We start from the raw sequence: 22766 nt of genomic DNA, 5'->3' as shown, positions 1-22766 counted from the left end.
ATGTCAAGGCCGGTGTGGAAAATTATCTGCGAGGCTGAATAAACATTAATATTGAGCGCTGCGGTGCAAGGGAAAACTGCGGCGGTAGGGTAAAGGTGGGCTTTTTTGGCAAAAGTAGTGGATCTGCGTAAATATTTAGTAAATATTTAGTCAATCATGCTTTCTTTAGAAAATCCGCTGCTCAAACTTTATCTAAATCTGATCGGATGGGTGGCGTTCGGATTCATTCTCGGTCGCCTACTACCGAGAAGCTATTCTACATATTTAGCCAAGTTTCTTTTCTTCTTTGGCACGCCATTGAGCATTGTTGCTTTTATCCGCAGCGCCAATTTGTCGGGCGCTATTTGGAAGGCGCCGCTGATAGCTTGGGCGGCAATTCTAGCAGGTGGAGGACTCGCTTGGATTTTGATAAAGTTCGGTGTCGGGGACGAACGTTTTAAGACTCTTAATCCGATCGCCCAAAATAGCCCGGAACACACTACCGCTTGGAGTTTGCCCACTCAAGGCAGCTTCTTATTGGCAACGATGGTGGGTAATACGGGTTTTTTAGGCATTCCCGTCACCTTGTCCTTATTAGGGTCGGAACACTTTGCCTGGGCGTTGTTTTACGACTTGCTAGGCACTACCGTGGGAATGAATATACTGGGAGTTGCTATTGCTTCTCACTGCGGTAAAAGCGATCGCCCTCAGAGTTGGTTAGGTCCGGTGCGGGCAATTTTTCAGAATCCAGCACTGTGGGCTTTTGGTTTAGGATTTGTCTCGCGCAGCTTGTCGCTTTCGGCACCAATCGCAGAATTGTTAACAACAGGTGCTTGGACTGTAATTACTTTAGCTTTAATTACGATCGGGATGCAGTTGAGCAAGTTGAATTCCTTGCACAACCTCAAACAAGTTTTGCCTTGTCTGGCGATTAAAATGCTGTTAGTTCCCTTAGTAATTGGCACGGGATTAACGTTTTTGGGGATCGCGGGCGCGCCGCGACTTGTGCTAGTGCTGCAAATGGCAATGCCTCCTGCTTTTGGTACTACGTTGTTGGCCGAAGCTTTCAATCTCGATCGCGAATTAGCAGTAACAGCGATCGGCCTCGGCTGCGTTAGTTTATTATTCACTATTCCAATATGGATGAGGGTATTTAATTTTTAATAAAAATAATAGGATTTGGTCAGTTTAAAAAGTGTATTATTTCAGTGATCCCCATCACAAATGTTGAGCGCTCTATGTCATATTAATTTAACAATCACTGGACTGGGAAACTGTATTGGCTTCTGCTAATGTGGAAATAGCCCGCTGAGGACGGGAAGAATAAAAGTATGGCAAGTATAAATTTTACATTGACAGGTTATCAAATTCTCGATCGCATTTACTCAGGAACTCGCACCCTAGTTTATCGAGCTTTCCGCACTAGCGATAAACAGCCCGTCGCTATCAAAGTCCTGCAGAACGAGTATCCCAGCTTCAGCGAACTGGTGCAATTTCGCAATCAGTACACGATCGCCAAAAACCTCAACTTGCCCGGAATCATCGAAATCTACAGCTTAGAAACCTACCACAACAGCTATGCGTTGGTAATGGAAGACTTTGGGGGAATTTCTCTGAACGCATGGAGGGAAAAACGGGAAACTCGGCCGACTCTGAGCGAGTTTTTGCCAGTGGCGATCGACCTGAGCAATACATTAGATATACTCTACCGCCACCGGATAATTCACAAAGACATTAAACCCGCCAATATTTTAATTAATCCCCAAACAAAACAAGTCAAACTCATTGACTTTAGTATTGCATCTTTGCTGCCCAGGGAAACTCAAACCCTGATGAATCCTAACCTGCTGGAAGGGACACTCGGCTATTTGTCTCCTGAACAAACGGGAAGGATGAATCGCGGCATTGACTACCGCAGTGACTTTTACTCTTTGGGCGTTACTTTTTACGAGTTGCTGGCGGGACGATTGCCGTTTCAATCCAACGATGTGATGGAATTAGTACACTGTCATATTGCCAAGCAACCACCCTCACTGCATCAACTCAACCCTGAAATCCCGCCCGTAGTTTCGGAGATTGTCAGCAAATTAATGGGGAAAAATGCCGAAGACCGCTATCAGAGTGCGTTGGGGCTGAAATTCGATTTACAATGTTGTTTGGATCAACTTGAAGAAAACGGTAGGATAAAGAGTTTTGCGATCGCGCAGAGGGATGTTGGCGATCGATTCATTATACCAGAAAAACTCTATGGTCGCGAAACTGAAGTAGAAACCCTACTCGAAGCCTTTGAGCGCGTGAGTAGTGGCACAACTGAAATGATGCTAGTAGCTGGTTTTTCGGGAATTGGAAAAACGGCAGTTGTGAATGAAGTTCAAAAACCAATTGTCCGCCAGCGTGGCTATTTCATCAAAGGCAAATTCGACCAATTTAACCGCAACATTCCTTTCTCAGCTTTTGTGCAAGCATTTCGAGACTTAATGGGACAATTGTTGAGCGAAAGTGACGAGCAGTTGAAACAATGGCAAACTAAAATATTGCAAGCACTGGGCGATAACGCACAAGTCATTATTGAAGTAATTCCCGAACTCGAAAAAATTATTGGCCAACAATCACCCGCACTAGAATTATCAGGAAATGCGGCAAAAAATCGGTTTAATTTGCTGTTCCAAAACTTTATTAAGGTGTTCACAAAACCCAAACATCCCCTGGTGATGTTTTTGGATGACTTGCAGTGGGCAGATTCCGCCTCGCTGCGGTTAATGGAAATGCTGGTGGCCGATGCGACAATCGGCTATTTATTAGTAATTGGTGCATACCGAGATAATGAAGTATTTGCAGCACATCCGTTGATGCTGACACTGGATGCAGCGGTCAAAGCTGAGGCAACGGTGAATACTATTACGCTGGAACCGTTGAGTTCCGAAAGCCTAAATCATTTGGTTGCGGATACGCTCAATTGCGATCCATATTGGGCAAGACCTTTGGCTGAGTTGGTGGCACAAAAAACCCAAGGAAATCCCTTTTTTGCAACGCAGTTTCTCAAAGCACTGCATCAGGATGGGCTGATTGAGTTTGACTGGGTTGCTGGTTATTGGCAGTGCGATATTGTGCGAGTTCGCGAGGCAGCGCTGACGGATGATGTGGTCGAGTTTATGGCGTTGCAGTTGCAAAAATTGCCGCCAGGGACTCAGAATGTGTTGAAGTTGGCTGCTTGTATTGGGAATCAGTTTGATTTGGGGACTTTGGCAGTTGTTTCCGAGCAATTGGAAACGGAAACGGCTGCGGATTTGTGGAAGGCTTTGCAAGAGGGGTTAATCCTGCCTGAAAGTGAAATCTACAAGTTTTATATGGGGCGAGAAAGACGGGAGGAGACAGAAAATTCGGAGGTGGTGAATTACAAGTTTTTGCACGATCGCGTTCAGCAAGCTGCCTATTCTTTAATTCCCGAACAAGAGCGAGATCGTGCTCACTATCAGATTGGACAATTGCTGATCCAGCAAAATTCACTCGCAGCTATAGAAGAGCAAATTTTTTCAGTCGTCAATCAGTTGAATTATGGTATTGCGCTGATTGAAGACCAAACAGAACGATCCGATCTGGCACAACTCAACCTCACGGCTTGCCGCAAAGCCAGAGCCGCTACTGCTTATCAAGCTGCTCGCGAGTATGCTGCGATCGGGCTAAATTTGCTTGGAGATAGCGCTTGGCAACGACAGTACGAGATGTCCTTGAACTTGCACGAAATAGCAGCAGAAGTGGCTTCACTCTGTGGTGATTTTGACCAGATGAATCAGTGGATTGACACTGTGATTCATCATACCAGAACTCCCCTTGAGCGAGTGAGCGTTTACATCGTCAAAATTCAGGCATTATCGTCCCAGAACAAGTTTTTAGAAGGAATTGCTATCGGTTTGTTGAGTCTCAAAGAATTAGGAGTAGAATTGCCCGATAGCCCTACATCAGAAGATATTCAGCAAGCAGTGCAGGAAATTAATAGCTCGATCGGCGATCGACCTATTGAAGAGTTATTCGAGCTGCCAGCGATGGTGGATGCCCAAAAACTGGCCACGATGCAAGTGGCGGCAAGTATTGCGACAGCTTGTTATCTGGCTGGTTCGTCTTTGTTTGCGCTGGTGACTGCCTTACAGGTAAATTTATCTATCCAATATGGCAACAGTCGTACTTCAGCTTATAGCTATAGCTGCTATGGGATGTTTCTCAACAACTTTCTACAAGATGTGACGGTAGCCGATCAATTTTGCCGATTAGCTTATCGTCTTGGCAGTAGCGCGGAGGCCAAAAATATTCGCTCTGCAACTTTTGCTGCGATCGGACTCTGTTTGTACCATCGCAAATCGCATTTGCGGGAAACCCTCCCCATTTTTCAAGCAGGCTATCAAGCGGCATTAGAAACAGGAAATTTAGAGTTTGTCGGGTTTAATGGGCATGGATTTTGTCTACATTCCTACTGGTGCGGTCAACCTTTGGCAGACCTCGATCCCCAAATTCGGGCATACCGTCAGCAATTACTCGACCTCAACCAACTAACGACGGCAAATTATTGTTCGATTTATTGGGAAACAACGCTGTTTTTATTGGGTAATCCAAACAAGTTTGAGATTTCCTTTGAAGAGGAACGCTATGAGGAGAAGCTGGTTTCTCAGTCGCTTGCCACTAACGATTTGTACCGACTCTGCAGCTTCTATCTGTACAGGGCGACCTTGAGATTCCTGCTGGGAGACATTGCTCGGGCCTCCGTAGATGTCGATCGAGCAAGAGAGTATATAGCGGGAAGCGTAGGAATTACTTCCGAAGCTGGTTTATATTTCTATGACTCACTCATAGCCCTGGCCACTCCTGAGTCCGAGACGGAGTTAGAAACGCAGTGGCAACGAGTTCAGGAAAATCAAACTTCGTTGCAGCATTGGGCAGAACACGCCCCCATGAATTATTTGCATAAGTGGCAGTTGGTAGAAGCAGAGAAATACCGAGTTGTCAGACAGAGGGCAGAAGCCATTGAAATGTACGATCGCGCCATTTCTGGAGCGAAAGAAAACGAATACATCCAAGAAGAAGCTCTCGCTAACGAATTAGCAGCTAAATTCTACCTCGACTGGGGCAAAGAAAAAGTGGCGCAAGCTTATATGCAAGAAGCCTACTACTGTTATGCTCGCTGGGGTGCGAAAGCCAAAATAGATGACTTAGAAAAACGCTATCCCCAACTTCTTTCTCCCATATTGCAGGCAAGAGAAAATCGTTGTGTAATCCCCCAAACCCGCCTCCAACCAATCAATAAATCGTCAATTTTAGCTCAAAGATTCCCAACAATTCTATCGAGCAGCAACAGTATTTACGAAACCCTCGATTTCGCGGCTATTCTCAAAGCCTCCCAAACTCTATCGAGTGAAATTAAATTAGAACAATTGCTGGCTGGACTGATGTCTGTGGTAATGGAAAATGCCGGAGCGAAAAAAGCTGTTCTGCTGTTGCTTAATGATGGGAATCTCGTCATCGAAGCTGTAGCCTCTTTCAATCAAGATGTCATCTCAATATCTGTACCCCTGTCAGCCAGCGACGAGTTTCCCCCTGCTGTGGTCAACTATGTTAAGCGGACTTGGAAAACTGTGGTTTTGGATAATGCCGCAGCCCAAAACGATTTTATTGCCGATCAGTATTTGATGCAGAAAAAGCCCAAAAGTGTGCTGTGCGCGCCAATTTTAAATCAGGGTAAATTAATCGGGTTGCTCTACCTAGAAAATAACTTGACAATTGGTGCATTTACAGAAGAGCGCACTGATGTCATCCAACTTTTGTGCGCCCAAGCGGCTATCTCTATAGAAAATGCTCGATTGTACCAACAATCTCAAGCTTATGCACAAGAATTAGAGCGATCGCTCCTTGATTTGCAGCAAGCACAGTTACAGATCGTGCAAAGCGAAAAAATGTCCGCTTTGGGCAATCTAGTCACAGGAATAGCCCACGAAATCAATAACCCTGTCGGCTTTATTAACGGCAATATTGAGGAAGCAATGACCACAATCAAAGATCTGATTGGTCACTTAAAATTATATCAAGAAAAACTGCCCGATCCCGGCGAGGAAATTGAAGAAGATGCTGAGGATATTGATTTAGAGTATGCCTTAGAAGATTTGCCCAAGATGCTGTTGTCGATGAAAGTGGGGTGCGATCGCATTCGCGGCATTAGCACCAGCCTCCGCACCTTCTCCAGAGCCGATAAAGACTACAAAGTTCCCTTTAATATCCATGAGGGCATTGACAGCACCATCTTAATTTTGAAACACCGGCTGAAAGCCAACGAACACCATCCTGCGATCGAAGTCGTCACAGACTACGGCAATCTCCCCCCAATCGAATGCTTTCCCGGTCAACTGAACCAAGTCTTTATGAACCTGCTTGCTAACGCGATCGATGCCCTAGAAGAATCAAACCAAAGACGCAGTTTGGATGCCATTAAAGCAAATCCACACTGTATCACAGTTCGTACCAGTCAGTCGGATGATCGACACATCAAAATTCAGATTGCCGATAACGGGGCGGGCATGACAGAAGCCGTGAAAAAACGGATTTTTGACCATTTGTTCACAACGAAGGCAGTAGGAAAAGGCACCGGGTTAGGATTGGCGATCGCCCGCCAGATTGTAGTCGAAACCCACGGCGGAACAATTAATGTGAATTCTACCTTGGGGGGAGGAAGTGAATTTGAGATAGTGTTACCTATTACTGAATAAAAGTAAAAGACATTCTTCATCATTTTAGATTTTAGATTTAAGAAGAGGGAATGACCGATGACCTACTGATTTGGAGCTAACCTACAGTTGCATTATTTTTTAAAAGTGGTACATGAAGTAAAATTTTGAGGAGGAGCAAGAAGGGAAAAGGTTATTCATTTTTCAGTCTTCATCATTTCGTTTGTCGAGTTTGAGTGCCTTGAGTGCGATCGACTAATTTGTATTTGAAAAAATCCAGAATAAGTAAATTAGATTGCCGATCGGGCATTATACCAGCGCGGAGCGCAACTCTGGACACGGGCAAAACTTCCCGCGCCCAAGGCCTGATCCCCAAAATCTCAACTATGCTAACGTAGGCAAGCAGCAATCCCTTGTCACGAAGGTGATTAACATAATTTCAAACAATTTATTTGATTTAGGAGCGGTGTATCCCGTATGGCAAACCTGATCGGCACAGACAGCAACGACTTTATTCTAGGAACTCCGCTGAGCGATCGAATTCGCGGTTTAGATGGCGATGACACGCTCCTGGGTGCGGGAGGAGATGACACCCTAGAGGGCGACGGCGGCAACGACCAGCTTCTTGGAGGTGACGGAGCAGATTCGCTGATTGGCGGTGAAGGAAATGACGAACTCATTGGCAACCAAGGCCGCGATTTTTCTTCCGGCGGGAACGGCGACGACTCGATTCGCGGCGGTTTGGGCAACGACATCCTCGAAGGCAACGACGGGATAGACAGCGTGTTGGGAGACGCAGGGGACGACTTAGTTTTTGGCAACGCAGGCTCTGATGTGATTGCCGGCGGTACTGGTAACGACACCCTCACAGGGGGTGACGGTGACGATTCCGTGTTCGGCAATGCTGATGACGACTTTCTCTACGGGAATGCGGGGAACGATTCTCTCAACGGCGGCAGTGGTAGAGATCAAATGTTGGGCGCTGAGGGCAACGATTATTTGACCGGCGGCGACGGCGACGACACTTTGTACGGCAATGCCGACAACGATTCGCTCTTCGGAGACGCTGGTAATGACCAGATATTCGGTGGCAAGGCTGACGATACAGTTTTTGGCGGCACCGGTTCCGATACCCTTCGCGGCGATGAAGCCGACGACTCGGTACTGGGAGAAGAAGGTAATGACTTTCTGTTTGGTGGCAAAGGTAATGATGGTATCGACGGTGGTTTTGGCGATGACTCCTTGGCAGGAGGTATCGGTGACGATACAATTTTGGGCGGTTTCGGCAATGACAATTTATTTGGAGCAGAGGGTAATGATTCTTTAATCGGAGGCGAGGGTTCGGATACTCTGACTGGCGGCAGCGGCAGCGATGTCTTTGGATTGGGAGCCGGGCCTGGGAGTCTGGCTTTAATTACTGATTACAATGACACAGAGGATTTCTTTGGACTGCCGAGCAATTTATCTTTCGCTCAACTGCTAGTTACCCAAGGCAACGGTGCAAATGTCAGGGATACAGTAATTACGACGCTCGACGGCAAGCTTTTAGCAATTTTGATCGACACTCCGGCGGCGCTTATCGAGGCGAATGATTTTATCGCTGTGACTGGGACGGCTACTCCCAGGCCAACCACGATTACCACTACAACTACAACTACAGTTACAAGCACAATTACAGATCCAACTCAACCTCAAACTTCAACTACAGAATCACTTCCAACTCCGCCTCCAACTCCCACGGAAGCACCGACTCCAACTCCCACGGCAGCACCGACGCCAACTCCCACGGAAGAAGCGACGCCTACTCTCACGGAAGCACCAACTCCGACTCCCACGGCAGCACCGACTCCGACTCCCACGGCAGCACCGACTCCGACTCCCACGGCAGCACCGACTCCGACTCCCACAGCAGCACCGACTCCGACTCCCACAGCAGCACCGACTCCGACTCCCACAGCAGCACCGACTCCGACTCCCACAGCAGCACCGACTCCGACTCCCACGCCAACGGCTGCGAGGATTCCTACTGCACCGACAGTTAGCGCGCCTGATGATTCGCCTCTGGTGTCAATGAGTTCTCTGGCCCCGACTCCGACTCCCGGACTATTGCCAATGCCGGGCCAGACGCCGATATTCCCGACGGTGCCGAACCTGATACCTTTTCCTACACCTTTTCCTCCACCTTCGGGGTTGTAGGTGCGATCGCGCAGCTTAGTGATGAGTTATGAGTTAATGTAAAACTCACTAAACTCATAACTCAAAACTATTTCACGTCTTGGGGAGTTTCGGCCGAGTCTTGTGGCGACTCGGCTGGAGAATCTTCTAGAGGAGATAATTGTTGGCTGTATCCCAAGAGCGATCGAAGTTTCATGCGGTGGATGTAAGGCCAGCCGCCATTGGCTTCAATATTCCTGAGCAGTTTGTAAAGTGCTTGGCGGTTGTCGGGAAAAGACGCTTGAAACAAACCGTCCCGAATTTCCCGGTGCGAAGCTTCCAGCCTCCGCAGCAGGGCCAAAAGCAGCAGACTGTCTCCCTGACAACTTTCGGCTAAAGTCCGAATCGCCTCTGTCACTGATTGCATTTGAGACTGCAACTTTTCTGACTCTAAATCTTTGCCGTTGTCCATACTGCTGCTTCCTTTGAAATCTACAAGGCCTTTGTCCCCAGCCTTTTGGTCAACCGACTAATCGAGCTAGTCGCGATCGCCATTCGGGGTCATAAGCAAAGTAACTTAAGTAGGTTGACTTAAGCAATATTAATTTGCAGTCCAAGTCAGGAAAAGAGCACAACCCGTCGTACCATGTGTATTGGGCTGCGATCCGAACATGATTGAGAAATCATAAGTTCATGCTTATTTTCACGGCGCACTAGCTTGCTTTTTTGAATCAATGCCGGTGTCGGTGAAGCGAGGGATCAGGATCTAAATGCTACCCTAAGCGCTGGCCTAGCCTGCCGGCGGGCAATTATATTTTGCTCGAACTAGGGCTTTTTCTTAATATAATCCGATGTTGGATATTGAGGTTGGCAATGAAATATCGTGCTTTAATTGTTGCACTTTTAGCTTTTTGCATGAGTGCGCTGGTTGCTTGTTCTTCTGCTTCTGACACGACGGTGGCGACTACCGAGTTGCTCACCTACGACGAGATTAGAGGTACTGGCTTGGCTAATAACTGCCCTAGCTTGGCAGAAACTTCTCGGGGATCGATCCCCATCGAAGCGGGCGGCACCTATAAACTGACTGGTTTGTGTTTGCAGCCCACAACTTATTTTGTGAAGGAAGAACCAGCAAACAAACGCCAAGAGGCGGAGTTTGTGCCTGGTAAATTGCTGACCCGGTTCACGTCGAGCATTGACCAAGTTCAAGGTACGCTCAAGGTCGGTACTGACGGAACTCTGACTTTCACAGAAGAAGACGGCTTGGATTTTCAAGCTATTACGATTCAATTACCGGGCGGAGAGCAAGTACCTTTCTTGTTCACCATTAAAGAACTCGTGGCCAGTTCCGAACCGGGAGTGGTTGCTATCAATACTTCCACCGATTTGAGAGGGGAGTTTAACGTTCCTTCTTACCGCAGCGCAGGCTTTTTAGACCCTAAAGGTCGCGGGGTAGCGACTGGCTATGACAATGCTGTAGCGCTTCCGGCTACTGACAATTCCAAACGTGTGCGGGCTAATGTTAAGGTAGCTGACACCCGCACTAAGGCAGGCAAAATTTCTCTCCAAGTTGCTAAAGTCAACAGCGCCACTGGCGAAGTTGGCGGGATTTTTGAGAGCACACAGCCTTCTGATACTGATTTGGGAGCTAGACCGGCTCTGGACGTGAAAATTCGGGGTTTGTTTTACGCTCGCATTGAGCCTTCTGTATCGTAAAATTGGCTTTCTGGATTGATCGAACTTGAGCAGTTTCTGGCCGTAAAGCAACAGCTCGCCCTTCATTAGCCAACAGTCTTGAGCAATATAACTTAGGACTGTTGACTAATGACTAAATTTATGATTTAATTGAGGTCATTCGCAAGTTATGAAGTTGGGATTTTTTATTAATTAAAGTATTGTATTCACACCGCTTTCAGCTTATAATATATTTTTCAAAAAACCTGGTTAAATTCTGGATTCGGTCGAAGGCCTTCTACCTGGTAAAAGTCTGCTTTATGCCGAAAACCTTCGGATAATCCCGCTAAATCCGTTCACGTTCCGAAAGCTCAACTGGTGTGTCCGCTATCACACCTATTAAGTGCTAGGATTACACTACCTAAAAGTGAATTTTTTTAGACTAGATTGTAAACTAGATCTAAAGCAAGTTCAGTCCTCTGCTCTACCCACCCTTATGCCACCATGTCTACCACACTGCCGAACGAGCTAAAAAGCGAAAATTTGCAATTGTTGCGCGAGTACCAACTTTCTGGATCGAATGAAATCCGCAATCAGTTAGTTAAACTGAATATTGGACTGGTGAGAAAAGAAGTTTACCACTGGCTCAACCAGTGCGGTGAAAGCTACGACGATTTGCTGCAAGTCGGATGTATTGGGTTGATCAGGGCGATCGAGCGGTTTGATATCGCCAAGGGACACGCTTTTAGTTCCTTTGCAATTCCCTACATACGGGGCGAAATTCAACACTACTTGCGGGACAAAAGCCCTTCTGTGCGATTTCCCCGCCACTGGCAGTCCCTGGAACGCAAATCTGTAGCAGCGATCAAGGATTTGCAGGTGCAGTTAAACCGCAAGCCTACGGATGCTGAAGTAGCAGCAGTCCTTGAGGTTTCTGTAGAAGAATGGCACGAAATTAAGCTGGCTCATCTGAACAGATCGCCTCTGAGTTTGGACGCGCCGATGCAAGATGAAGATGAGGGGGCTACTTGTCTGGGAGAATTGGTGCCCGATAGCAAGTATCGGAGTTTTCAGTTGGCGCAAGAGGATCAAATTCGCGTACAGCAAGCTTTGGCTATGTTGGAACAACGGACTCGCGAGATATTGGAGTTTGTTTTTCTCTACGATTTGACGCAGAAGGAAACGGCTGAACGCTTGGGTATCAGTGCGGTGACTGTTTCTCGGCGAGTTAAGAAGGGGCTGGATTTGCTCAAAGAGATTATGACTAAACAGCTTTAGTCATTAGTCATTAGTCATTAGTCAGCAGTCACCAGTCATTAGTCAGCAGTCACGAGTAAGCTGCTATCGATAACAAATAACAAATAACCACTGACTACTAACTAATTTTTAGAGGCTGCGGACAAATTTATCCAGCCTTTCTACGGCTTTTTTAATTGTGCCTAAATCGGTGGCGTAAGACAAGCGAATGTGGTCGTCTGCACCAAACGCAATCCCCGGAATAACTGCTACTTGCTGCTGTTCTAAGAAAGCGTCGCAAAATTCCAGAGAATTCATTCCAGTCTTGCTGATGTTGACAAACATATAGAAAGCACCGTCTGGTTTAATACAGCTAATTCCAGGGACAGCATCGAGTAATTCAAATATTACCTGACGCCTTTGGGCGAAAGCTAGACGCATTGTTTCGACAGATTCTTGGCTGCTTTCCAAAGCTGCGATCGCGCCGTACTGTGCAAAGGTACACACATTTGAGGTACTGTGACCTTGAATGGTGTTGGTGGCTTTGATTAATTCGATCGGCCCAGCCAAATAACCGATTCGCCAGCCTGTCATCGAGTAAGCTTTGGCAAAACCGCTGCTGATCAGGGTGCGATCGAAGATTTCTTTGCCTAGGGAACCGATGCTGACGTGTTGGGCGCCGTCATATATAATTTTTTCGTAAATCTCGTCAGCAACGACTAAAATATCTCGATCGACTATCACCTCGGCCAATGCTTTGATTTCCGCCGGAGTATACACCATTCCCGTCGGGTTAGAAGGCGAATTCAGTACAAATAACTTGGTTTTGGGAGTAATCGCTCGACTCAGTTGTTCCGGTGTAATTTTATATCCTGTAGAAGCATCAGTCCGTACAATTACTGGCTTGCCGCTAGCGAGTTTCACCATTTCAGGGTAGCTTAGCCAGTAGGGAGCCGGAATAATTACTTCCTCTCCCGGCTCGATCAGAGCCATCATCAGATTGTAGAGCGAATGCTTGCCGCCGTTGGTGACAATGATATTTTCTGGTTGATAGTTGAGATTGTTGTCGGATTGGAGTTTGCGGGCGATCGCAGCTTTTAACTGCGGTTCACCAGCCACAGGGCCGTACTTAGTCTTCCCCGCGTCTAAAGCTTGTTTTGCCGCTGCTTTAATGTGTTCCGGGGTATCAAAGTCGGGTTCTCCCGTACTCAAACTACAGACATCAATTCCTTCGGCCTTCATTGCTTTAGCCTTAGCGGCGATCGCCAAGGTTATAGAAGGAGTAACCTCACCCACTCGTGCTGCCAACTTAATCATTGGATTTTAGATATTAGATTTTTGACTTTCGATCATAGGGTGACAAATGTTGATATTCAACCCTGTTGTTAGGGAATTATGACATTTGTTTACATAGTACGTAAAGGATTAAGCAATTAAAGAATAAAAATTAAAGAAGCTCTTAGTTTTAATTTTTATTTTTTAATTTTTAATTTTTGACGTTATTATTGTACCATTTTTGATGCCTCGTTACCCTCAACGCCGATCTGCAAGCTTATGGATCTCAAATCTCTGATTCGCGACATTCCTGATTTCCCCAAGCCGGGAATTCTGTTTCGAGACATTACAACTTTGTTGCGCGACCCGCAAGGGCTCAGCTACACCATTGACAGCTTAGCGGAAAAATGCTCTGCAATGTCTGTTGACTATGTGGTAGGCATGGAATCGCGGGGCTTCATCTTTGGCGCGCCGTTGGCTTATAAAATGGGAATAGGCTTTATTCCTGTCCGCAAGCCGGGGAAACTGCCCGGTGCGGTTCATTTTGCTGAGTACGAGTTGGAGTATGGTGTCGATCGACTGGAGATGCACCGAGATGCGATGACATCCGGCAGCCGGGTGCTGATTGTGGACGATTTAATCGCCACTGGCGGAACAGCGGCGGCGACGGCTAAATTGTTGGAACAAGCTGGCTGCGAGCTTGTCGGTTTTGCTTTTATCATTGAATTGCAGGGTTTGGGTGGCAGGCAGAAATTGCCCGATGTGCCGATCGTCACGCTAGTTGAATATTAGTTAGTTAACTGTTGGCAGTTGACAGTTGACAGTTGACAGTTGACTGCTGACAGTTGAATAAAAAATACTGAAAAATAATATTCTTGCTCTTTGCATCGGAATTATTCATCTTTCTCTTCTCTTTCTCTGCTATCTCTGCGTTCTCTGTGGTTAAATCATTCCGATGCAATCGGCATTAATATCATTCACAATTCTTCAAATCTAAAATCTAAAATCGTATGACTTCTATTAAATTGAATCGAAATTGGCGAAAGTTGAATTCTCTGTTTGGCAGCGAGACATTTACTTATGTTTTCAAGCGACTGTTGCAGGCACTTTTAACGCTATTTTTGGCATCGATGCTTTGTTTTGCAATTATTGAGCTAGCACCGGGAAATTACTTGGATACTTTGAGCCAAAATCCCAAGATTTCGCCGGAGACACTCAAGCAACTCGAACAGCAGTTCGGCTTAGATAAACCAGCTATTGTGCAGTATTGGCTGTGGCTGCAACAAATTGTAACGCGGGGGAATTTTGGCACGAGTTTTGTGTATCAGCGATCCGTAGCTTCGCTGCTGTGGGAACGGGTACCGGCGACGCTATTGATGGCGATCGCATCTTTGATTGTAACTTGGGCGATCGCCATTCCTTTGGGAATAGTCGCCGCCGTCAATCAAAACCGCACAGTCGATCGAGTTTTGCAAGTAGTCAGCTACACGGGACAGGGATTTCCGAGCTTTATCACAGCCTTGCTGCTGCTATTTTTTGCTCAGAATACTTCGCCTCTTTTCCCCGTCGGAGGAATGACAAGTATTGACCACGCAGACTTACCTTGGTGGGGTCAAATCCTCGATTACGGCTGGCATTTAATTTTGCCAACTGTCGCCCTCAGCCTTACTGGTTTTGCTGGTTTGCAAAGATTGATGCGGGGACAATTTTTGGACGTGCTGCGTCAAGATTATATCCGAACAGCACGGGCGAAAGGTTTGCCGGACGATCGAGTAATTTACATTCATGCTTTGCGGAATGCTGTTAATCCGTTGATTACGCTATTGGGTTTTGAGTTTGCTAGTTTGTTGAGCGGTGCGTTTATTGCCGAATATTTCTTTAATTGGCCGGGTTTGGGAAAGCTGACTCTGGATGCGGTGAACAATCAAGATTTGTATTTAGTAATGGCAAGCTTGATGATGGGTGCGACGATGTTGATTGTGGGGAATTTGTTGGCGGATTTGCTGCTGAAAGCTGTCGATCCTCGGATTAAGCTGGAAGATTTGAAATAGAAGACTTAATTCAGTAACAGAAGGTACGCAAGGACGATTTGTAATAGTCAACACTCAACAGTATTCCCATTATCCATGCCCAATGCCCCATTCCCCATCTAGGAGTGTTTTATGTCAGAAAAACAACCAAACGAGCCAATAAACATCTCCCATAATTCTTGTGGGGTAGGCATCCTGCCTGCCTTTAACAGGCTTGTTAGGAGATGTCTAATGAGTTTTAGTCGCTTTGCCGACGCGTACAGGCATATTGACAGTTTTTCAGAAGAGGCAAGGCACACAGCTAAAGTGTTGTTAAAAAAGGCTGGCACGGATGACGCTGAAGCAGCAGAGCGGATACTTTCAAGCATGACAAGACTGGATCTCAGCGACACTCTAATTACCGACATCAGCTCCCTCGGCTCGCTCACCAACCTGACAACACTGCATCTCAACAACAATCGAATTACCGACTTCAGATTCCTCGGCTCGCTCACCAATCTGACAACACTGCATCTCAACAACAATCGAATTACCGACATCAGTTTCCTCGGCTCGCTCACCAATCTGACAACACTGCATCTCAACAACAATCAAATTACCGACATCAGCTCTCTCGGCTCGCTCACCAATCTGACAACACTGCATCTCAACAACAATCAAATTACCGACATCAGCTCTCTCGGCTCGCTCACCAATCTGACAGAACTAAATCTCAGCGACAATCGAATTAGCGACATCAGCTTCCTCGGCTCGCTCACAAATCTGACAACACTGAATCTCAGAAGCAATCGAATTACCGATATCAGCTTCCTCGGCTCGCTCACCAATCTGACAGAACTAAATCTCAGCTACAATCAAATTACCGACTTCAGCGTCTTCCGATCGCTCACAAATCTGACAACACTGAATCTCGAAAAAAATCAAATTACCGACATCAGTTTCCCCGGCTCGCTCACCAATCTGACAACACTCGATCTCAGGCTCAATCAAATTACCGACATCAGATTCCTGGGTTCGCTCACCAATCTGACAACACTGTATCTCTACCACAATCAAATTACCGACATCAGATTCCTGGGCTCGCTCACCAATCTGACAACACTGTATCTCTACTACAATCAAATTACCGACATCAGCTCCCTCGGCTCGCTCACCAATCTGACAGCACTGTATCTGGAGGACAATCAAATTACAGATATCAGCGCGTTACGATCGCTCACCAATCTGACAACACTGAATCTCAAAAACAATCAAATTACCGACATCAGCTCCCTCGGCTCGCTCATCAATCTGACAGAGATATATCTCAACAACAATCAAATTACCGACATCAGCTCCCTCGGCTCGCTCATCAATTTGACCAGACTGAATCTCAGAAGCAATCAAATTACCGACTTCAGCGCGTTACGATCGCTCACCAATCTGACAGACATCGATTTCGACTACTATAAAATTGCCCCTCTCAGCGTGTTAGGTGAACCCGCACAGAAATGTCGGACTCTCTCGACTAGGCCAATTGATGCTGAAAAAGCCACAGAAGCAGTCAAAATTGCCTATGCAACTATTGGGCTAGAAGAACCTGAAGTTATTATTTGCAGCAGTCCCCGCGACGCTTATCTCCAAATCTTAAACTTGCCGAAACGCGATCGTTCAGAAAACAGCTCAAAGGAATGGAGCTGGAATCGACCGGGGCAAAAGCTAGATGGGAAATGGATGGCTCGATCGATTGTGGGAGAATTTGCCAATCCGGCGGTGTGGGAGTATGAGCTCCGTAGCATGACGATCGAGTTTGAAGGCGACAGCATACTGAGTTCGCTAATGTACCAATTCGTTGACGAATATGAGCGCTCTGAACGGACGAGGCGTAGTGTTTTTAGCGAGCATTTTTTATCTCGAAAATACCATGAAACCCCCACTAATTTGTTTAAAGAAATCTATTTAACTGAATTATATATCTCTTTATTAGGCATCAATCTTTCCCAAAAGGCACAAGAAATACTTCGCTCGCAAAAGCTGCTTTTCGAGCATTGCGGTTGGATATTTCCCTTTGAAAAGATTTGCTTTGTGTGCGATCGCCCCCGCCACCTGCGCTTTGACAGTCAAAACCGCTTGCACGCGGAAGGAGAACCTGCCATTGAGTTTGCGGATGGATGGAAGTTTTACTATTATCACGGCGTCAGAGTGCCTGAACAATACGGCAAATTCCACCCAAATCAATGGCAATCCCAATGGCTTTTAACAGAAGAGAATGCCGAGCTGAAGCGAGTGTTAATTGAAGGAATTGGTTACGAGCGCATTTGTCAAGAGTTGCAAGCCAAACAAATAGATAGTTGGCAGGAATATGCACTATTACAAATAGATGATGCCGATGTCGAGCCGATTTGTTTGTTAAAAATGACTTGTCCGAGTACGGGATTCATTCACGCTTTGAGAGTTCCACCTAACCTGAGATCTGCTAGGGAGGCAATTGCCTGGGTAAATTGGGATATTGATCCAGAGGAATTTTCCGTGCAGACTTGATATAATTGCGGCGATGGAGTTCTACAAGTAGTCAGCTACACCGGACAAGGATTTCCCAGATCGATCGCAGCGTTGCTGCTGGTATTTTTTGCTCAGAATACGAAGCCTCTGTTTCCCGTCGGAGTAATGACTTGTATCGATCGCGCACACTTACCGAATGTGGGGTCAAATCCTCGATTACGGCTGGCACTTAATTTTGCCAACAGTCGCTTTGAGCTTTACTGGTTTTGCTGTCCGGCAAAGATTGAGGCGCGGACAATTGTTGGACGTACTGCGTCAAGATTACATCCGAAAAGCACGGGCTCGCCTGTTTGGCGGGCGATCGAGTAATTTACATTCATGCTTTGCGGAATGCTGTTAATCCGTTGATTACCCTATTGGGTTTTGAGGCAAGCTAGTTTGTTGAGCGGTGCGTTTATTGCCGAATATTTCTTTAATTGGCCGGGTTTGGGAAAGCTGACTCTGGAGGCGGTGACAAATCTTGATTTGTATTTAGTAATGGCAAGTGTGATGATGGGTGCGACGATGTTGATTGTGGGGAATTTGTTGGCGGATTTGCTGCTGAAAGCTGTCGATCCTCGGATTAAGCGGGAAGATTTGAAATAGAAGACTTAATTCAGTAACAGAAGGTACGCAAGGGCGATTTGTAATAGTCAACAGTCAACAGTTAACAGTATTCCCAAGTCAACAGTATTCCCATTATCCATGCCGCCTGCCCCCTGCCCCATTACCCATCTCGGAGTGTTTTATGTCAGAAAAACAATCAAACGAGTTAATGAGTTTTAGTAGCTTTGCCGACTGGTGTAGGCATATTGACAGTCTTTCAGAAGAGGCAAGGCACACAGTTAAAGGGTTGTTAAAACAGGCTGGCACTGATGACCCTGAAGCAGCGGAGCAGATACTTTCAAGCATGACAGAACTGCACCTCAACAACAATAGAATTACCGACATCAGCATCCTCGGCTCGCTCACCAATCTGACAACACTGTCTCTCGACTGCAATCAAATTACCGACATCAGCTTCCTGGGCTCGCTCACCAATCTGACAACACTGTCTCTCAACAGCAATCGAATTACCGACATCGGATTCCTCGGCTCGCTCACCAATCTGACCACACTGTATCTGTGCGGCAATCAAATTACCGACATCAGCTTCCTAGGCTCGCTCACCAATCTGACCACGCTCGATCTCGGCTACAATCAAATTACCGACATCAGCTTCCTCGGCTCGCTCACCAATCTGACCACACTCGCTCTCAGCTACAATCAAATTACCGACATCAGCTTCCTCGGCTCGCTCACCAATCTGACCACACTGAATCTCTACAACAATAAAATTACCGACATCAGCTTCCTCGGCTCGCTCACCAATCTGACCACACTGAATCTCGGCTACAATCAAATTACCGACATCAGCTTCCTCGGCTCGCTCACCAATCTGACCACACTGTCTATCGATAGCAATAAAATTACCGACTTCAGCTTCCTCGGCTCGCTCATCAATCTGACCGCACTGTCTATCGATGGCAATAAAATTACCGACTTCAGCTTCCTCGGCTCGCTCATCAATCTGACCACACTGTCTATCGGTGGCAATCAAATTACCGACATCAGATTCCTCGGCTCGCTCACCAATCTGACCACGCTGCATCTCAACAACAATCAAATTACCGACATCAGATTCCTCGGCTCTCTCACCAATCTGACCACACTGAATCTGTGCAGAAATCAAATTACCGACATCAGCATCCTCGGCTCGCTCACCAATCTGACCACACTGTATCTCAACTACAATCAAATTACCGACATCAGCTCCCTCAGTTCGCTCACCAATCTGACCACACTGTATCTGTGCAGCAATCAAATTACCGACTTCAGCGCTTTGCGCTCGCTCACCAATCTGACCAAACTCGATCTTCGCGCCAATCGAATTACCGCTATGTGCGTGTTAGGCCTCCTCGCACAGAAACGTCTTACTCTCTCGACTAGGCCAATTGATGCTCAAAAAGCCACAGAAGCAGTCAAAGTTGCCTATGCCGCTATTGGCCTAGAAGAACCCTCCGTTATTATTTGCAGCAGTCACCGCGACGCTTTTCTCCAAATTTTAAACTTGCCAAAAGGCGACCATTCACCAAACTGGTCAAACGAAGGACATGGGAATAGATTGGGGAAAAAGCTAGACTGGAAATGGATGTCCATGTCCCCATCGATTGTGAGAGACTTTGCAAGTCCGGCGGTGTGGGAGTATGAGCTCCTTAGCATGACGATGGAGCCCGAAGCAGACAGCACACTGAACTCGCTAATGTACGAATTGGTTGAGGAATATTATCGATCGGAACAAACGATGGGGAATATTTTTCCCGATTATTTGTTGGGCATCACCTACGCTGAAAACCCCACGACTTTGTTTAAAGAAATCTATTTGACTCAATGGTATATCTCTTCATTAGGCGTCAATCTTTCCCAAAAGGCACAAGAAATACATCACTGCCAAAAGCTGCTTTTCGAGCATTGCGGTTTTATATTTCCCTTTGAAAAAATTTGCTTTGTGTGCGATCGCCCCCGCCACCTGCGCTTTGACAGTCAAAACCGCTTGCACGCGGAAGGAGAACCTGCCATTGAGTTTGCGGACGGATGGAATTTTTACTACGATCACGATGTCAGATTGCCTGAAAAATACGGCAAATTCCACCCAAATCAATGGCAATCCCAATGGCTTTTAGCAGAAGAGAATGCCGAAGTTCGGCGAGTGTTAATTCAAGGAATTGGTTACGATAGAATTTGTCAAGAGTTGCAAGCAAAACAAATAGATAGTTGGCAGGAGTATGCACTATTACAAATATATAACGCCGATGTCGAGCCGATTTCTTTGTTAAAAATGACTTGTCCGAGTACGGGATTCATTCACGCTTTGAGAGTTCCACCTAACCTGACATCAGCGAGGGAGGCAATTCGCTGGGCAAATTGGGATATTGATCCAGAGGAATTTTCCGTGCAGACTTGATATATAGCCTTTCTCAGGTAAATTCGATGCTCGTGGGCATCGGCCATAGCAGATATAAAAGCGTTTGAATTTTTAATTTCCGAACGGGGCTGACAATTCATTGAAGAACGGGCTAGGCTAGTTGTAAACTTCTATTTCCCTGCCAGGAATGCACAGATAAAACTTCATTCACCCTCCAAACATGGCAAAACAACTAGCAATAGAAACTCGCGGGCTGACGAAACAATTCGATCGCCATATAGCCGTCAATGACATCGATTTGCAAGTAGCAGCAGGCGAAGTATGCGGACTGATAGGCCCCAACGGTGCCGGCAAAACTACCTTGCTGCGGATGTTGGCGGCGGCTGAGGAACCGACTATAGGGGAAATTTACATCAACGGGGATAGGTTATTGCGCGATCGATCGCACCCGATTCTCAAACAGCGCATCGGCTTTCTTCCCGACGACTTTCCCCTCTACGACGACTTGACTGTTTGGGATTATTTAGACTATTTTGCCCGACTCTACAACCTCCAGCAACCCCGCCGCCGAGAGCGAATCAACTCCGTGTTAGAACTCGTGCAACTAACCAACAAGCGCAACAGCTTAATTTCCACCCTGTCGCGGGGGATGAAACAGCGCCTGAGTTTGGGGAGAACTATTATCCACGAACCGCTATTGTTGTTGTTAGACGAACCCGTTTCTGGCTTAGATCCGATCGCCCGAATGCAGTTCCGCGAAATTATCAAAGTTTTGCAAGAAGCCGGCATGACCGTAGTCATATCATCTCACGTCCTCAGCGATTTAGCCGAACTTTGTACCTGGGTGGGTATCATGGAACTCGGATATCTGGTCGAAAGCGCACCTTTACAAGAACTTTACAAACGCCTCAGCCGCCAGCAAATTTTCATGTCGGTTTTAGGAAATAAATTAGAAGCGCTAACATCGGCCTTAAAAAACTTTCCTTGGGTGGAAAATTGGGCAATAATCCCGGAAACTCAACAGGTGTGCGTTGATTTTTCAGGAAGCCCGGAAGATGCCGCAAATTTATTACGGGAACTCGTCGCCGCCAACATTCCCCTAACCGAATTCCACTGCACTCAAGAAGACTTAGAAACCATCTTCCTCAAGATGGGGCACCAGCAAGCATCCTAATTTGCTAGTTTCCTGTTTACCAGAATAAACCGTGAGTTATAACTGAGTCGTCACCCATTCCTAATCACCAATAACCAATGACACTTCACTTACTCGACAAAATAGGCAACTGGAATCCCCAGTTATTTCGAGAAATCAAAGGTCGCTTGAATACTGGCAATATGGCGATCGCCTCTGCCCTTTCCCTAAGCGCTCAACTGCTGCTGTTCATGTCTGTCAGCGCTCAGATACCCGTTCCCCCTCCTAATGGGGAGTACACTTACCCCATCTATCACAGATTTTGCTCTTTAGATAACGCCCATCCCTATGAAAAAATCTGCGTCAGAGATGCCTTCAGCAACTTTGTCATTAACTGGCGGGAGTGGTGGCTAGAGATATTCGTTTGGCTGAGCATATTTAGCGTCTTAGCTTTATTAGTAGCAGGGACTTATCTACTTGTCAGTGACTTAGACAAGGAGGAACGCCGCGGCACGCTCAACTTTATTCGCCTCAGTCCCCAGTCTGCCAAAACAATTTTTCTCGGCAAAATCCTTGGCGTCCCAATTTTACTTTATCTAGCAGCAATTCTGGCAGTACCGCTGCACTTGTACGCTGGATTAGCCGCTCAAATACCTCTGAATGAAATTTTATGTTTCTACATAGCAGTTGCAGCTAGCTGTGCTTTATTTTACAGCGGTGCGATGCTATTTGGATTGACAACCAGTTGGTTGGGAGGATTTCAACCTTGGTTGGCTAGCGGTATGGTTTTTGTGGTGTTTGGGATTTCTGCGCTCCCCTTCACGCGAACTGCTTGGGATTTGTTAAAATTTTTGTCTCCCCTTGCTATCGTGAGATATCAGCTTTTTCTAGTTGATAGAGGTGAGTTCGATTCGTTAGTTGAAGACTTAGACAAGCTGCAATGGTTTTACTCGCCAGTGGGTACAAATATTGCGAGTGGCCTTGCTTTGTCTCTCTTGGTTTGTGGTACAGGAACCTACTGGATGTGGCAGGGATGGCAGCGCCGCTTTCCAAATCCCAGTGCTACAGTTTTGAGCAAGCGGCAAAGTTATTTG

Annotated in this window: 11 protein-coding genes and 6 pseudogenes; 14 read left to right on the top strand and 3 right to left on the bottom strand. The window is 46.5% G+C overall.

Annotated features, from left to right (window positions below; translation table 11 throughout):
- Positions 1 to 156: 156 nt before the first annotated feature.
- On the top strand, positions 157 to 1143 hold the full coding sequence (locus tag NDI35_RS24315) for an AEC family transporter (protein ID WP_445314954.1): 987 nt from the start codon (positions 157 to 159) through the stop codon (positions 1141 to 1143).
- A gap of 167 nt (positions 1144 to 1310) precedes the next feature.
- A complete protein-coding gene (locus NDI35_RS24310; protein WP_445314953.1) occupies positions 1311 to 6728 on the top strand; it encodes a trifunctional serine/threonine-protein kinase/ATP-binding protein/sensor histidine kinase in 5418 nt (1805 codons plus the stop codon).
- A 172-nt stretch (positions 6729 to 6900) separates the two neighbouring features.
- On the opposite strand, the gene NDI35_RS24305 is transcribed toward NDI35_RS24310, so the two are convergent.
- Positions 6901 to 7095 (bottom strand): hypothetical protein, encoded by a 195-nt coding sequence (locus NDI35_RS24305; protein WP_445314952.1) that lies wholly within the window; start codon positions 7093 to 7095, stop codon positions 6901 to 6903.
- A 68-nt stretch (positions 7096 to 7163) separates the two neighbouring features.
- Here NDI35_RS24305 and NDI35_RS24300 point away from each other — a divergent pair, with 68 nt between their 5' ends.
- The gene (locus NDI35_RS24300) at positions 7164 to 8882 is read left to right on the top strand and encodes a calcium-binding protein (protein ID WP_445314951.1); all 1719 of its coding nucleotides are present in this window, start codon (positions 7164 to 7166) and stop codon (positions 8880 to 8882) included.
- A gap of 67 nt (positions 8883 to 8949) precedes the next feature.
- Here NDI35_RS24300 and NDI35_RS24295 read toward each other — a convergent pair whose 3' ends face one another.
- Entirely contained in the window at positions 8950 to 9312 is a 363-nt protein-coding gene (locus tag NDI35_RS24295) for a hypothetical protein (RefSeq protein WP_445314950.1), read from the bottom strand.
- 401 nt (positions 9313 to 9713) lie between these two features.
- Here NDI35_RS24295 and NDI35_RS24290 point away from each other — a divergent pair, with 401 nt between their 5' ends.
- Positions 9714 to 10556, top strand: a complete 843-nt coding sequence (locus NDI35_RS24290) for a photosystem II manganese-stabilizing polypeptide (RefSeq protein WP_445314949.1) — start codon at positions 9714 to 9716, stop codon at positions 10554 to 10556.
- 462 nt (positions 10557 to 11018) lie between these two features.
- Complete coding sequence (locus NDI35_RS24285; protein WP_445314948.1) at positions 11019 to 11792, top strand: RNA polymerase sigma factor SigF; 774 nt, start codon at positions 11019 to 11021, stop codon at positions 11790 to 11792.
- 108 nt (positions 11793 to 11900) lie between these two features.
- Here the strand turns inward: NDI35_RS24285 and NDI35_RS24280 are convergent, their stop codons facing one another.
- Entirely contained in the window at positions 11901 to 13067 is a 1167-nt protein-coding gene (locus tag NDI35_RS24280) for a pyridoxal phosphate-dependent aminotransferase (protein ID WP_445314947.1), read from the bottom strand.
- A 237-nt stretch (positions 13068 to 13304) separates the two neighbouring features.
- On the opposite strand from NDI35_RS24280, the gene NDI35_RS24275 reads away from it, so the two are divergent.
- From NDI35_RS24275 to NDI35_RS24235, 9 genes and pseudogenes are all read left to right on the top strand, one after another.
- Entirely contained in the window at positions 13305 to 13817 is a 513-nt protein-coding gene (locus tag NDI35_RS24275; protein WP_333175468.1) for an adenine phosphoribosyltransferase, read from the top strand.
- 218 nt (positions 13818 to 14035) lie between these two features.
- The gene (locus NDI35_RS24270) at positions 14036 to 15076 is read left to right on the top strand and encodes an ABC transporter permease (protein WP_445314946.1); all 1041 of its coding nucleotides are present in this window, start codon (positions 14036 to 14038) and stop codon (positions 15074 to 15076) included.
- Positions 15077 to 15187: 111 nt separating this feature from the next.
- A pseudogene (locus tag NDI35_RS24265) lies at positions 15188 to 16516 on the top strand (leucine-rich repeat domain-containing protein); the annotation flags it as partial.
- Between the two features lie 492 nt (positions 16517 to 17008).
- Positions 17009 to 17575: pseudogene (locus tag NDI35_RS24260) on the top strand (DUF6745 domain-containing protein); the annotation flags it as partial.
- Positions 17576 to 17587: 12 nt separating this feature from the next.
- A pseudogene (locus NDI35_RS24255) lies at positions 17588 to 18181 on the top strand (ABC transporter permease); the annotation flags it as partial.
- Positions 18182 to 18323: 142 nt separating this feature from the next.
- A pseudogene (locus NDI35_RS24250) lies at positions 18324 to 19502 on the top strand (leucine-rich repeat domain-containing protein); the annotation flags it as partial.
- 567 nt (positions 19503 to 20069) lie between these two features.
- A pseudogene (locus tag NDI35_RS24245) lies at positions 20070 to 20579 on the top strand (DUF6745 domain-containing protein); the annotation flags it as partial.
- A 181-nt stretch (positions 20580 to 20760) separates the two neighbouring features.
- Positions 20761 to 21714 (top strand): ABC transporter ATP-binding protein, encoded by a 954-nt coding sequence (locus tag NDI35_RS24240; RefSeq protein WP_333061090.1) that lies wholly within the window; start codon positions 20761 to 20763, stop codon positions 21712 to 21714.
- Positions 21715 to 21791: 77 nt separating this feature from the next.
- Positions 21792 to 22766, top strand: a pseudogene (locus tag NDI35_RS24235) (hypothetical protein); the annotation flags it as partial.

The sequence above is a fragment of the Microcoleus vaginatus FACHB-2002 genome (genome assembly GCF_040004035.1).
In the GTDB taxonomy this organism is placed as follows: domain Bacteria; phylum Cyanobacteriota; class Cyanobacteriia; order Cyanobacteriales; family Microcoleaceae; genus Microcoleus; species Microcoleus vaginatus_C.
This window is presented reverse-complemented; position numbering and strand designations above follow the sequence as displayed.

Excerpts from the sequence above, each read along its gene's own strand:
- NDI35_RS24290 (WP_445314949.1), top strand. The coding sequence starts at position 9,714 with ATGAAATATCGTGCTTTAATTGTTGCACTTTTAGCTTTTTGCATGAGT.
- NDI35_RS24310 (WP_445314953.1), top strand. The coding sequence starts at position 1,311 with ATGGCAAGTATAAATTTTACATTGACAGGTTATCAAATTCTCGATCGC.
- NDI35_RS24240 (WP_333061090.1), top strand. The coding sequence starts at position 20,761 with ATGGCAAAACAACTAGCAATAGAAACTCGCGGGCTGACGAAACAATTC.
- NDI35_RS24275 (WP_333175468.1), top strand. The coding sequence starts at position 13,305 with ATGGATCTCAAATCTCTGATTCGCGACATTCCTGATTTCCCCAAGCCG.
- NDI35_RS24300 (WP_445314951.1), top strand. The coding sequence starts at position 7,164 with ATGGCAAACCTGATCGGCACAGACAGCAACGACTTTATTCTAGGAACT.
- NDI35_RS24315 (WP_445314954.1), top strand. The coding sequence starts at position 157 with ATGCTTTCTTTAGAAAATCCGCTGCTCAAACTTTATCTAAATCTGATC.
- NDI35_RS24270 (WP_445314946.1), top strand. The coding sequence starts at position 14,036 with ATGACTTCTATTAAATTGAATCGAAATTGGCGAAAGTTGAATTCTCTG.
- NDI35_RS24285 (WP_445314948.1), top strand. The coding sequence starts at position 11,019 with ATGTCTACCACACTGCCGAACGAGCTAAAAAGCGAAAATTTGCAATTG.
- NDI35_RS24280 (WP_445314947.1), bottom strand. The coding sequence starts at position 13,067 with ATGATTAAGTTGGCAGCACGAGTGGGTGAGGTTACTCCTTCTATAACC.
- NDI35_RS24295 (WP_445314950.1), bottom strand. The coding sequence starts at position 9,312 with ATGGACAACGGCAAAGATTTAGAGTCAGAAAAGTTGCAGTCTCAAATG.